9 protein-coding genes are annotated in these 13,215 nt (G+C 38.7%); 2 read left to right on the top strand and 7 right to left on the bottom strand.

The features are described 5' to 3' along the window. The first annotated feature begins 129 nt into the window (after positions 1 to 129). Entirely contained in the window at positions 130 to 2,994 is a 2,865-nt protein-coding gene (locus C7Y70_RS09260; RefSeq protein WP_135474588.1) for a TonB-dependent receptor, read from the top strand. Positions 2,995 to 3,253: 259 nt separating this feature from the next. Here C7Y70_RS09260 and C7Y70_RS09255 read toward each other — a convergent pair whose 3' ends face one another. Beyond that, positions 3,254 to 3,727 (bottom strand): Dps family protein, encoded by a 474-nt coding sequence (locus C7Y70_RS09255; RefSeq protein ID WP_099295137.1) that lies wholly within the window; start codon positions 3,725 to 3,727, stop codon positions 3,254 to 3,256. 330 nt (positions 3,728 to 4,057) lie between these two features. Between C7Y70_RS09255 and C7Y70_RS09250 the strand changes: the two genes are divergently transcribed. After that, positions 4,058 to 4,267, top strand: coding sequence for a hypothetical protein (locus C7Y70_RS09250; protein WP_058561053.1), 210 nt, complete (start codon positions 4,058 to 4,060; stop codon positions 4,265 to 4,267). Here C7Y70_RS09250 and C7Y70_RS09245 read toward each other — a convergent pair. The 6 genes from C7Y70_RS09245 to C7Y70_RS09215 form a co-directional block, all read right to left on the bottom strand. Next, positions 4,264 to 4,860, bottom strand: a complete 597-nt coding sequence (locus tag C7Y70_RS09245) for an alpha/beta hydrolase (protein ID WP_135474586.1) — start codon at positions 4,858 to 4,860, stop codon at positions 4,264 to 4,266. The genes C7Y70_RS09250 and C7Y70_RS09245 overlap by 4 nt on opposite strands. 28 nt (positions 4,861 to 4,888) lie before the next feature. Then, entirely contained in the window at positions 4,889 to 5,425 is a 537-nt protein-coding gene (locus tag C7Y70_RS09240; protein ID WP_135474584.1) for a YaeQ family protein, read from the bottom strand. Between the two features lie 515 nt (positions 5,426 to 5,940). Further along, on the bottom strand, positions 5,941 to 7,608 hold the full coding sequence (locus C7Y70_RS09230) for a type I restriction-modification system subunit M (protein ID WP_135474580.1): 1,668 nt from the start codon (positions 7,606 to 7,608) through the stop codon (positions 5,941 to 5,943). A gap of 16 nt (positions 7,609 to 7,624) precedes the next feature. Further along, a complete protein-coding gene (locus C7Y70_RS09225; RefSeq protein ID WP_135474578.1) occupies positions 7,625 to 8,809 on the bottom strand; it encodes an AAA family ATPase in 1,185 nt (394 codons plus the stop codon). Further along, positions 8,806 to 10,053 carry a restriction endonuclease subunit S gene (locus C7Y70_RS09220; RefSeq protein ID WP_135474576.1) on the bottom strand — a complete coding sequence of 416 codons (1,248 nt, stop codon included), beginning with the start codon at positions 10,051 to 10,053 and terminating at the stop codon, positions 8,806 to 8,808. The genes C7Y70_RS09225 and C7Y70_RS09220 overlap by 4 nt, the downstream gene beginning before the upstream one ends. Next, complete coding sequence (locus C7Y70_RS09215) at positions 10,046 to 13,132, bottom strand: type I restriction endonuclease subunit R (protein ID WP_135474574.1); 3,087 nt, start codon at positions 13,130 to 13,132, stop codon at positions 10,046 to 10,048. Before C7Y70_RS09215 ends, C7Y70_RS09220 begins: the two co-directional genes overlap by 8 nt. Positions 13,133 to 13,215 lie beyond the last annotated feature (83 nt).

The raw sequence follows: 13,215 nt of genomic DNA, 5'->3' as shown, positions 1-13,215 counted from the left end.
CAGAACCCGCCTGTTATACCGCCATGAATGCAAGTAAAAGAACAGCGATAGAGTCTGCGAATATATTTCCCTAACGTGGCCACTTAGTAACATTTTCGTTACTTACAGTCATTCTTCAGGGGAATACATATGAAAATAACAACAGGCAATCAAGTGGTAAGGTTTAAACGATCCTCAATAGCATTAGCCATGGGGGGAGCATTATTGAGTGGTTTTTCATTGCAAGCGAGCGCAGCTGATGCCACAAACGCTGAAAAAGTAGAGCGAATTGAAGTCACTGGCTCGCGTATTAAACGGGCTGATATAGAAGGAGCATCACCAGTAACCTCAATTGGACGTTTAGCGATTGAGTCGTCAGGTGTGCAAAACATTGGTGAATTATTACAAACTGTTGCTCAGGCTGATTTGTCCGGGTTAACGCAATTGACAAATAACACCAACGGTAACGATGGATCGCAAACAATATCACTGCGAAACTTAGGCGATAACCGAACGCTAGTTTTGGTTGATGGTCGCCGGTTTTTAGCATTAGGAGGTGGTCAGGTTGATATTTCTCAAATCCCAATCGCTATTGTTGAACGCGTTGATATTTTAGCGGATGGCGCGTCTGCCGTTTACGGTACCGATGCGATTGCCGGGGTGGTAAATATTATTACTAAAGATGGCTTTGAAGGGGTAAGCTTAGACGCAAGTATTGGTGCTAACTTTGAAGGTGACGGTGAATATAAACAAGCAGGGCTTTCTATTGGCACAATTAAAGGGGATACCTCACTTTTTTTAAATATTTCTAAATCCGAAGAAAAAGAAATCGGCGCCGGAGACAGGGAAATATCAAAATACCCGGTTGCTTATGTTCCGCAACGGTTTGGTAGTGCATTTGGTCTTTACGGCATTTTTGGCACATCAGATGGGCTTGTTTCATTGGAGCCTACGAAAGAAGGCAGCGGTGATCGCACAGCCGATGACTTTGAACCCTTTGGTACAAAACATCGCTATAACTTTGCTCCAACTAATTACTTAAAAACGCCTTCGGATAGGTTTAATGTTTTTGCAAAAGTAAATCATGAATTCGATGATTCACTCAGTGCCTTTATTGACTTCACTTATAATCAACGAAAATCAGTCACACAAATTGCAGCAGTACCATTAACCGCTGGTTTTTCTGGTCCACAGTGGGAAATCCCTTACAGCAAAGACAATATTTATAACCCATTTGGTGAAGACCTTACTTCATTTGGCTTTAGAACATTGCCCATAGGTCCTCGCACCAGCATTCAAGATTATGATACATACTTCATAACAGGTGGATTAGAAGGCGATTTTGAAATTGTAGATAGAATATTGTTGTGGGATATCTCCATGTCGAGAGGTGACTCTAGCCGCAGCGTTAAAGGTGAAAACTATGTCAATCTTCAAAACTTAAGAAATGCAGTGGGTCCCTCGTTTATGGCTGACGGCGTGGCGCAGTGTGGCACCGCTGAAAATACCATTGCTGGCTGTGTACCACTTAACTTGTTTAATGGCGAAACGGGTTTTACTGATGAAATGGCGAACTACATTGGCTATGAATTAAATGATCAAGTGAACACGGGCGCAACTAACTTTGCCGCTAATATCAGTGGTGAAATATTTGAATTACCCGCAGGGTGGGTCGGGTTTGCGGCCGGTATTGAAAAACGCACCAACACCTTTTCTGACAGCCCTGACGCCTTAATCGCGGCAGGTTTAAGCTCAAGTAACTTTAGAGAGCCTACTAACGGAAAACAAACAGCGGAAGAAGCTTATTTTGAATTTGCAGTGCCAGTACTTTCTGACTTACCAGGTATTCAACAGCTCGATATTAGTTTAGCTGGGCGTGTTTCTGATTTTGAAAACAGTGGTTTTGTCGGGGTTGATCCTGTTACTTCAAAATTTGATAACGAAAGCTTTAAACTCGGCTTTACATGGCGAATCTATGACGATTTAATGCTTCGCGGTAATTATTCAGATACCTTCAGAGCGCCTTCAGTTAATAATTTATTTGCCGGCGGCGGTGAAGGATTTCCATCGACTCAAGATCCATGTAATACAACACAATTTAGTTTACAGTCAGCAGATACACAGTCACGTTGTTTAGCTGATAACGTACCCAATGGTGGGTCGATACAACCGACAGGGCAATTACGCTCGTTAAATGGCGGTAACCCAACTCTTGAGCCAGAAGAAGGCAACACTAAAACATTTGGTTTTGTGTATAACCCAAGTTGGTTAGACGGGTTTGATATGACGGTTGATTACTACAGAATTGAGCTACAAGAAGCGCTGTCTTCGATCTCTGCTGCGGGCATGCTTAATCGTTGTTACGTTCAAGGTGAAGATGAGTTTTGTGGATTTATTGAGCGCCGTGAAGACGGTCGCATCGCCACAGTTAGAACCTCGCAATTTAACTTAGCGCAACTACAAGTTGAAGGGTATGATTTTAACGCAAACTACCGTTTCGATACGCATGAAATGGGTAGTTTTGCATTTCGTTTGAATGGCTCATACACCGACAAATATCGCTCAGCAGGTAGTGAGGAAAGTATTAATGATGCCGACAACCAGGTCGCGGCAATTGACAGTGATATTTTACGCTGGCGTGGCACGTTCAATACAACATGGACTTACGATGATCTATCGGTAACCTGGGGTATGCGTTATACGAGTGATATTACAGAGTCTTGCTCTATTCCAGATAGCTTTGTTGACGATGGCTTAGCAACACGAGAGCTGTGTAATCAACGAGATCACACCAGTGAAGACAACCCAAATGGCTTAAATCGCATAGGGAGTGTGATCTATCATGATTTATCTGCAAGTTATACGTTACCTTGGCAAGCCAGTGTTCGTTTAGGAATGCGCAATGTATTTCAAAAAGAGCCGCCTATTGCATTAAATCCATTTGCGAACTCATTTTACTCTGTGCATGATATTCCTGGTGGAACATGGTTCCTTAATTACAAGCAAGACTTTTAATTGAAAAAATCAAAAGAGCGTTAATAGCGTATAAAAAATGCCAGTTAATCAGTTTGCTGGCATTTTTATTTGGATAGTAAATAAAGTGGCAAATAAGTAACCGTAAATCTAGATGAGCCGCTTAAACCTAAAACAACGCCGCTGGTAACAGTGGCGTTGTTGTTTGTTAGGCAAGCGGTAGTATGTAAAACGAATCGATTATTTAACGATTTATCCCTACTAAAGCCCTCTAAGGAGGGCTTTCTTAAGCCTAACTATCCTAATCTAAATACGCTTTTAACATCCAAACAAGCTTTTCTTGTTCAGTGATATAGTCGCCCATCAATGAGGCCGTACCTTCATCTTGTGCATCACCTGCTTTCGCTAAAATATCGCGTTGCATTTTTATCAGGGTGCTGTAACCGCCCAGCAAATTCTCTACTGCTGTTACACCGTCACTGATACCTTTAGCTTCCTTAATCTCGCTGATCTTTAAATAATCAGAGAACGCATGCAGTGGTGCACCGTCAAGCGTTAAAATACGCTCTGCAATTTCATCCACTTTTAAAAGTAGTAAGTTGTAGATCTCTTCAAATTTAAGGTGTAACTCAAAGAAGTTACGGCCTTTAATGTTCCAGTGAAACCCACGAGCGTTCATATATTGAATTTGGTAGCTGCTCAGCAGTACGTTGAGTGATTTTACGATATCTTCACTTTCTGCACTGTTAAGACCAATTGCATTTACCTGTGACATGATCTCTCCTTAAATGGATAATTAACGTATTCGCTGTTGTTAAGACAGAGTATTAGTCATTTTTAGCAATCTGTAAAATGGCTAAAACCAATCATGTTGATAGTTTAAACCTATCATAAGAAAACTTTAAGCGTTCTAACTAGACATGGTAGCGATTTAGATAAAAACGACCCCAAAATAGCTAAAACATAAAATTAGATTAAAATAATATGATCTAAAACAAACTTACTAAGGGCCAATGAGCATGTGGAACCTGAATTTGATTTAGGTCAAAAACTGAGTTTTTAGTGGGCGCATAATCAACCTAGTTAAACAATTAGGAGATGACTCATGCAGGCTAAAACACAAAAAGAAAGCAAAATGGAATTAGTGGTGATAGGTATTGCGTTGATTGCATTTGTTGTAGGGTTGGTAGGGCACTTAGCGGGTGCAAGCTTCGCAAACTTTGATACTTTTGGTTACATTGCAGCACCGACGCCCTTAATTTTGGCAATCATTGCATTTATTGCTTACAAAGTGGCTGCTAGTGCAGAAGATTAAACAAGCAACCCAACAATGTAGTTCATTACCTGGCGTGAGTAGATCATAGCGGTATGACTTAAGTGAAACACTTTATGCTCTGCCATGCCATTTAATTTGGTTTCATCTAACAAGACGGTACCATCAGACTGACTGCCTTTTGCTATTAATGGCATTAAGCCCAAGGGTAAATCACCCGCTATACTGTAAAGTTTAGCTTTAAAAGGCCAATCCCCGTTTTTAGACAGCAGAAACTCTACGCTGTTTTTCAAAAATACTTCAAATCCCTTTTGCTGCATTTGATGCGCAATATGGCTGCCTTTATGTGGCGTGCCTAATGTAATCACTTTCGTAACATTTTCACTTTGTGAAGAGTGCGCTTCAAGGTAAGCCCTTGCGACTAACCCCCCCATAGAGTGGCACACCAGTGCAGTTTCTTTATCACTAATAAAAGCATCTATTTGATTAAAAATAGTTTCACGATCTGGAGTAAGCGTATTATAGGATAAGTTCAGTATACTCAACCCTTCTTTCTCAAGGCGAGAACACAGTGGGCGCATAACAAAGCCAGACATATATAAGCCATGTAACACTACTACTTGTTGAATTGCCATACGCCCTCTTAATTTATGTAATCTATCACTACATTAATTGTACTGGTTTTACTTCAATGTTAACTGAATCAGAGCTCACCCACACATCACCATCTTGAATCGTGATTGTTAGCGATATATTGCGATCCACTAATGCTGCAAGAGCTTGTGTTGCTTCAAAGTCTAAACTATAAATGCTCAAGTTTTTAAAATCATACAACTTAGGTTGATGCTTTTGCCACCAAATAGCTTGGTTATTTTCACCGTAAGTATACAGCACAACCTTTTTCGCTTTATTACAGGCTTTTTTCAGGCGTTTGTCATCTGGAAGGCCAAGCTCAATCCACAGCTCAATCTCATCGCTGTAGTTTTTGTGCCACACTTCTGGCTCATCGTCAGCCGACAACCCCTTGGTAAACTCAAGGCCATCACATGCATTAAGGGCGTAAGCAAGTAAACGAACCATCAAGCGTTGGTCATTTTCAGATGGGTGCTGCGCCAGAGTTAAGTTGAAATCTTGGTAAAGGTGGCGATCCATATCGCTTAGCGATAATTGCGCCTTAATAATGGTAGATTTAAGAGCCATAACAGTTTATTTGAAAAAATTTTCGCCAGTATAGCGCATTAATACCCAAACCACCTCAAGATACAGAGCCCAGCGTTTCACAGGGTTTAATATCAAAGCATAACTTCGCAAAAGAGGTAGTTGCTGTCTTTAAGCCATACTGCTGGGGGTAAGTGCGTGTTACACGTTCCAAGGATTGGTTTAAAAGCGTTTGATACTGCGTTATTGATTTTAACAATAGAACCACTATTTCTTGCAATCAATGCCTTGCCTGAATCACTTTTAATTCCAACTGAGACTCAGATCTTAAGGTGGTTTGGGTATATTCTGAGCCAGTTAAAACTCTGTGATAGCGTTTAACATCAAATGGTAATTATTAACCTCAATGGTTTTTGTGCTTGCTCGTGATGAACAACAATTCTAGTGAGAGTAAATATTGGACGAACATTAATGCTTTCGCCCAATACAAATAAATTTAATTATCTTTAACTAATTTAGTAGAAATATAGGTCGGCAATATCAACCTATATTAATCTTTATTTAGGTAATGGTGGTAGCCCAAGCTCTTCAAGGAAACTATTGTGCTTATCTAAAGCTTCTTTTATATCTTTTTCAATATCAAATAAATTTTGATGCTCAACAGCCAGATCAACTTTAGCCTCGGCTTTTGCAGTACTGACATATCGAGAAATATTTAAGTTAAAATCATTTTTCTCAATTTCATCCATTGATACTCTACGAGAATAGCGTTCTTCTTCATCTCTAAACTTATAGGTGTCAACAATCTTTTGAATATCTTTAGGACGTAGTTCGTTTTGGCGCTTTCCTTTTTTGAAGTTTTCTTCATCACTTGCATTGATAAATAATACGTCATCGTACTTCTTACATTTCTTCAGTATAAGAATACAAACTGTTATGCCTGTAGAGAAAAATAGATTTGCAGGCAAGCCAATGACAGTATCAATGTGTCCATCTTTTAATAACTTACTGCGTATGCGTTGCTCAGCGCTACCTCTAAACAAAACACCATGCGGTAAAATAATTGCCATGGTGCCTTCATCACTTAGATAATGAAAGCCATGTAAGAGAAAGGCAAAATCAGCCGCAGATTTTGGGGCGATACCGTGATTCTTAAAGCGAAAGTCTTCTTTAAGCGCATCCGTCGGCTCCCAACGATAACTAAATGGAGGGTTGGCAACGATAGCGTCACATTTCAGTTTCTTCGCAGGGTTTTTCTCATTGAGTAAATCCCAATCATTAACGAGTGTATCACCATGGAAAATGTCAAATTCTGTATCCTTTACCCCGTGCAATAACATGTTCATTCGTGCAAGGTTATAGGTGGTGATGTTTTTTTCTTGCCCGTAAATTTTACCAACGCTGCCACCAGCCTCAACAATGTGTTTACGCACATTCAAAAGTAAAGAACCCGAACCGCATGCAAAATCCAAAACTTTATTAAGCTTTTTCTTTTTACCCATTTTAGGCTCTTGACTATCCAAGGTGACAATCTCAGACAGAATGGTTGAAACTAGTTGAGGTGTGTAAAACTCCCCAGCTTTTTTACCACCATTAGCCGCAAATTCACCAATAAGATACTCGTAAGCATTACCTAAAGTATCGGTGTCAGTTGAAAAGCCAGCAATACCTTCTGATACTTTTTGAATGATCGTACACAACTTAGCATTACGATCTGATGGCTTTTTACCGAGTTTTTCAGAGTTTAAATTAATTTCAGAGAATAAGCCTTGAAAGCTGCTGTTAAAACTTTCATTTTCAATATACTTAAACCCGTCCTCTAAGGTTTGAAGCAACTCACCATTTTGAACCCTGGCCATTTCAGCGATACTTGACCAAAGGTGTTCAGGCTTAATGATGTAATGCAATTTACGACGCATTTGTTTTTCAAAGAAAGCAACATCGTCAGCATTATCTTGATACCAAATCGCCAGAGGCGCGAGTTTTACTTTTCGTTCAACTTCCTTTCCATCCGATAGCGTTTCTGTCACTTTGATTTCTTTTGCTTCAGGATAGTCACGACCTAACTCTTTCTTGGCCGCTTCTTCAAAATTATCTGATAAGTAGCGTAAAAATAGAAAAGAAAGCATGTAATCACGGAAATCATCAGCATTCATTGCACCACGCAGGCTGTCAGCGATATCCCAGAGGGTTTTGCCTAATTGGTTTAACTGTTCTTGTGTCATTTTAGGTCATCTCTATTTATTGTTCGGTTGCTAATGCTTGAATTACTGGCTCAGGAAACAGCTCAGGGTTAAATCGGTAGTTGTCCATAAATTCATTCAATATACGGCGGAAATGCCCTTTGTTCTCTTCAGTCATTTCCATAGGCTCAAATAAAGAGTAATTACCATGACTTAAAATATTGATAAGACGAGCATGCAAAATACCATCTGGATCGTCATCACCTTGTTTTATACAAGCTGAAAAGTTTTTAAATCCATGAAAAGTCGCGGTTTTCTCTAGAATACTACGCAGTATAGTGAAATGATAAGTATATAAATTGTCGTTTATCGCCGCATCATGTAGTTGCTCTAATAGAGCTACATGGTGAAAAAATGGCGTACTATTTGTATAGCGTAATTTATACTGTTGATTTTCTTTATCATGCTTTAAAAAGTATGGTTGTAACTTATTATTTTCATTGAGCTCATTCCACATTACATTAAAAAATAAAGCATGGTGAGATGAAATGACGGTTTTTATTGTCGTATTATCTTTTAATAGCTGAGCTAAGTGACTCGCAACAGCAATGGCATTATGGTCATCAAGTGATGATATAGGATCATCGATATACAAATATTTGACCCAACTATAGGCTTCTTGCCCATCTATCGCTAACTGCGCTATCGCTAAAAAGAAACACCACACAAAAATATTTTCTTCACCACGAGAGACTTTGATATGATCAATAGTCTCATGTGATCCACTTTCATTTTGTATTTCTCGTTTGAAATTAACCGTCCAATTTGAATAATCAATTTGAAAGTCAAAATCAGCATATCGTTGCAGTAATGGACGAATGCGATTTTCCATTTCTAACTCTTGTAAACCATCAAAGAAGTGAGAATCTGGATTGATCTTTAATACTCGTTGTTGGTCATTATCCCAAGAAAACAAATCTTCAGTGAAAGCATTAAAATAAAGAGTATCTCTCGTTGTATCTTCAACTTCTAACGGTGTGGTTACACCATCCATAACATTTGCTGGACGTATTGTGCTTACTTTACCTAACTCTTTGAACTCCATAGATAAGCGCGTCTTGCCCGTGCCATTATAGGCAAAAACAAGAATTTGATTCTTTACCTTACGCCTAACACCATTTTTTAATACTTCACAAAACTGTTCGGCAACTTGGCTTAGATTGTCGTATATCAATTCGCTCATGATGCAACCCCCTCTAAAACAGGAAACAGTCGTTGCATTAAACCTTTTTTGTGAGATTTAAGTGTTTCTATTTTTTCAGACTGAGCCTTAATCAAATCATCCATAGAGGAAAGACAATCAGCGATTTTTTGTTGTTCATTCATTGATGATGGCAGCATCACTTCCGTTTTACGAAGTTCATCCATATTTATTTTACAAGGAACAGCATTTAATAGAGACTTTCTTTGTAGCTCCTTTTGATATCTTTCTGCTTGCATATACCCATGTAAAAACTGCGAGTTAAATCTTATGTCTTTTTTTATAACAGCTAATGTGACATAAATACTAAAATCATAACCCCAATCAACTACTTTGGAAAAACCAATTTTACCTATTCGTGTAATCAAAACATCATCTAGCATTGGTTTGTTTCTAGATGTGGCTATTTTATAATCTTCAACTGAAATAAACTTATTTTCTTTTCCACTTACTATATTTTCAACACTAAAAAATGGAATTCCTTCTTCTGTATATTTAGGTGTTTGATGTGTTCCATCAAATATTGACGTAGTTATTTGATTAAGTTTATTTTCTTTCCAATCCCCATCAAACCCACTAAACCTTAGCTCTGGTACACTTTTCCCTTCCGCTGGAAATAGCTTTTGCATCAAGCCTTTTTTGTGAGATTTTAGTGATTCTAATTTTTTGGTATTCGCAGTGATTAAGTCATCTATCGAAGCAAGGCAATCTGCGATTTTTTGTTGTTCTTGCTCTTGTGGAAGCAATAAAACAATTTCAGAGAAAGCTGTTTTATTAATAATAGGTACAGCTTGTTTACCTGCTAACTCTGCGATATCTAATGCATGAAAGCTTAATAAATAATACAGAAAATCATTACTACAACCTTTAAAAGCCGTAATTGCATTGATTTGTTGATTTGTTGCACAATCGCATTTTACTTGGGCTACCTTTCCTATTGTTGAACCAATACAGACAAAAAGAATACTGCCACTTTTTATTACTCTCGATTTATTAAAACCTTCAGTTGTAAGTGTTGATTTGGTTCTTTCAACAAACCTACTGTCAGATATATCGGCCGGAGTAACAAACAAGTATTTTCCATCGTAATATTCCCTATTTGATGTACTAGGCGTATTTCCAGTTACTACCTTACCCATTTTTGATATTGGTATTGAGAACCAATCCCCATTAAACCCACTAAACCTCAACTCAGGCACTAACTCTTTATCTTCTAACTTACTCATATGCAGCTAATCCCGATATCTCACGCCCTTGGGCCAATTTGTGTAAATGGGGGATCAAGTCTTCCATTAATGCTAACTCTTTCTTTGTTCGTTCTTTCCAGCCTAAATCTAATGGCGCTAATAAATCCCCAAGTAACTCACCATCAAAAATCATTCGTTCCATAATCCCATCAACAAAAGCTTGTAAGCGCTCACTTGTTAAGCCATGTTTTAATGCCATATCATTAAGCTCATTGGTCGCTTTCTTCGCTTTAAATGCTTGGTAGCCCGCATGGATCTGCGACACGTCTAGTGCTTCACCAGCAGGTAAGCTTTGTATATAAGCAATCAGTTCATCACGTTCTGCCATTAAATTAGCTTGCGCACAAATAAAATCAATGAGCTCTTGTCGCGTCATTGTTTGTTTACTTGAGCTTTGTGTCGACTTAGCGATAAGCCCCATGATGTAATCGTAATCCACCAAAGCAGAGGCAAACAAAACAAGCTCAAACTCTAGCTGCTCAACCTCTTCAGGTAGTTCACCTTTATTGGTATCTAGCTTACGCTTCAGCTCTTTAGCGGTTTCTAGGTAAGCCCCTTTAAAGCCACGTAACACATCAATGGGTAATGTTTGAGCCACTTGCGTTTTTTGCTCTTCATCAAGTTCAGTATATTGCTCTAATTGATTCTTAAGCTTTTGAACTTCTTTAAAATGGTTAATAAAAGAAGCTCGCTGCGCATCCCCTTGAAGGTTGGCAACTTCTGAAGGGTGACACTCTAGCCCTTGCTTTTGCATGAATGCTTCAAGGTTATCGACGGCTTCTTTATATTTCTCAACCACGACAGGGGCAGGATCGACTAGCCACACCTCTTCAGAGCCTTCCTCTTTGTTACCAGAGAAAAGCTTAATCGCATCATTGACTTCTTTTTCCTGGCCTCGGAAATCTAAAATATTCCCCCAAGGTTTACTGTCATTTAACACACGATTGGTACGTGAAAATGCTTGGATCAAACCATGATATTTTAAGTTTTTATCCACGTATAAAGTATTGAGATACTTTGAATCAAAGCCCGTTAACAGCATATCAACGACGATAACGATATCGATTTTGTTTTTATGCGGATAATCCGCATTATCGTACTGATGATCTTTAATACGCTGCTGCACATCTTGATAGTAAAGATCGAACTCATTCACGGTGTAGTTGGTTGAGTACTGGCGGTTATAGTTATCAATAATATCGATTAATGCTTGTTTCTTACGCTCAGGCTCTTCACTGTTATCTGCCTTTTCTTGAGGTAAGTCCTCTTGTAATTGCTGGATATCTTTTACATTACGTGCAAGCGTGTTTGAATCCGCACAGTCTTTATCCTTAGCACTCAACTGAGCCGGTGGGGAAAAGACACAAGCAATATTTAAAGGAATATATTCTTCATTTTCAGATAATTTAGCCGTCTGTTGATGCTTAAACTCTTCTACGTATTCAATCGCATGATTGATAGAAGAGGTTGCAAGAACAGCATTAAAGCGTCGGTGGTTAGTGACTGAATCATGTTTATCTAAGATCTCATTTACCACAGCCTTAGGTGGTGGGGTCACTTTTTGTACTGTTGAGTCTTGTACAGCGTCTTCACTCACATCATCAGCCAGTTTTTTATTTGCTGAGTGTTTACCAAAAAAGTCAATATGGAAGCTGAGAACGTTCTTATCTTCAATAGCATGAGTGATCGTGTATTTATGCAGCTCTTTTTCAAAGATACTTTCTGTTGTTTTAAACGAACCAACATTGCCATCAATTTGAGTATAAGTGGAGTTATCTGGAAAAATCGGGGTTCCTGTAAAGCCAAACAACTGAGCTTTTGGGAAGAAGCTTTTAATTGCGTTATGGTTTTCACCAAACTGAGAGCGGTGACATTCATCAAAAATAAAAACGATTCGCTTATCACGTAGTGGCTCTAGTCGCTCTTTAAAGGTTTGCTTACCTTCTTTTAGCTTACTTTGATTACGTGTGCTGTTTTCATCTAAAGCTAAGCCTAATTTTTGTATCGTCGTCACAATGACTTTATCGGCATAATCTTCAGATAGCATACGACGTACAAGGGTTTCTGTATTCGTGTTCTCTTCAACACAACCATCTTGAAACTTGTTAAATTCTTCCCGAGTCTGACGGTCTAGATCTTTTCGATCCACCACAAACAAGCACTTTTCAACATCAGGGTTATCTTTCAGTAGTGTCGACGCTTTAAAGGACGTCAGAGTTTTTCCTGAGCCTGTGGTGTGCCAGATATAACCATTTCCACGTCCCTCATGAATACAATCAACAATCGCTTCCACCGCATAAATTTGATATGGACGCATCACCAATAACTTTTGTTCCGATTGGACTAGTACCATGTAACGGCTGATCATTTGGCCTAACGTACATTTAGCCAAGAACGCATCGGCAAAATCGTGTAGGTGTACGATCTTACGGTTGTTTTCATTCGCTAACTGATAAATAGGTAAGAAGCGCTCATCAGCATTAAAGCTAAAGTGTTCATTTTTATTGTTAGCAAAGTAATAAGTATTGTTTTCGTTACTCACAATAAAAAGCTGAATAAAACACATGAGTGTATTGGTGTAACCATTACCCGGATCGTTTTTATAATTAACGATCTGCTCCATCGCTCGACGTGTAACGATATCGTAGGTTTTCAATTCAATTTGAACGGTTGGTACGCCATTAATCAACAAAATAACATCGTAGCGATGATTACTTTCTGCCGTATCCATTTTGAGCTGATTAATGACTTCGAATTCGTTCTTGCACCAATCTTTGATGTTCACCAAAGTATAATGCAGAGGCGTACCATCCTCACGCTGAAAGTATCCTCGCTCACGTAAGGTTTTAGCTGCTTCGAATACATCCGCAGTAACGATGTCTTGATATAAGCGCTCAAACTCGTTATCTGTCAAATTCACGTAATTCAGTGATTCAAACTTTTCTCGAAAGTTTTGCTTTAATGCCTTATCTGTTCGAATATCCTTTCGATAGGAGTACTTTAAGTCACCGAGCCTATTGATAAGTGCTTGTTCAATTTGTGCTTCTTTCGTTATCATTTTGAGCTACCAAATTCGTTAAAGAGTTAAGCATATTGTTCCAGTAATAAAATGATATATAAGATATAGAAATCATTTTATAT

The sequence above is a fragment of the Pseudoalteromonas sp. KS88 genome (assembly GCF_004766475.1).
In the GTDB taxonomy this organism is placed as follows: Bacteria; Pseudomonadota; Gammaproteobacteria; order Enterobacterales; family Alteromonadaceae; genus Pseudoalteromonas.
This window is presented reverse-complemented; position numbering and strand designations above follow the sequence as displayed.

Excerpts from the sequence above, each read along its gene's own strand:
- C7Y70_RS09260 (WP_135474588.1), top strand. The coding sequence starts at position 130 with ATGAAAATAACAACAGGCAATCAAGTGGTAAGGTTTAAACGATCCTCA.
- C7Y70_RS09255 (WP_099295137.1), bottom strand. The coding sequence starts at position 3,727 with ATGTCACAGGTAAATGCAATTGGTCTTAACAGTGCAGAAAGTGAAGAT.
- C7Y70_RS09225 (WP_135474578.1), bottom strand. The coding sequence starts at position 8,809 with ATGAGCGAATTGATATACGACAATCTAAGCCAAGTTGCCGAACAGTTT.
- C7Y70_RS09220 (WP_135474576.1), bottom strand. The coding sequence starts at position 10,053 with ATGAGTAAGTTAGAAGATAAAGAGTTAGTGCCTGAGTTGAGGTTTAGT.
- C7Y70_RS09250 (WP_058561053.1), top strand. The coding sequence starts at position 4,058 with ATGCAGGCTAAAACACAAAAAGAAAGCAAAATGGAATTAGTGGTGATA.
- C7Y70_RS09230 (WP_135474580.1), bottom strand. The coding sequence starts at position 7,608 with ATGACACAAGAACAGTTAAACCAATTAGGCAAAACCCTCTGGGATATC.
- C7Y70_RS09245 (WP_135474586.1), bottom strand. The coding sequence starts at position 4,860 with ATGGCAATTCAACAAGTAGTAGTGTTACATGGCTTATATATGTCTGGC.
- C7Y70_RS09240 (WP_135474584.1), bottom strand. The coding sequence starts at position 5,425 with ATGGCTCTTAAATCTACCATTATTAAGGCGCAATTATCGCTAAGCGAT.
- C7Y70_RS09215 (WP_135474574.1), bottom strand. The coding sequence starts at position 13,132 with ATGATAACGAAAGAAGCACAAATTGAACAAGCACTTATCAATAGGCTC.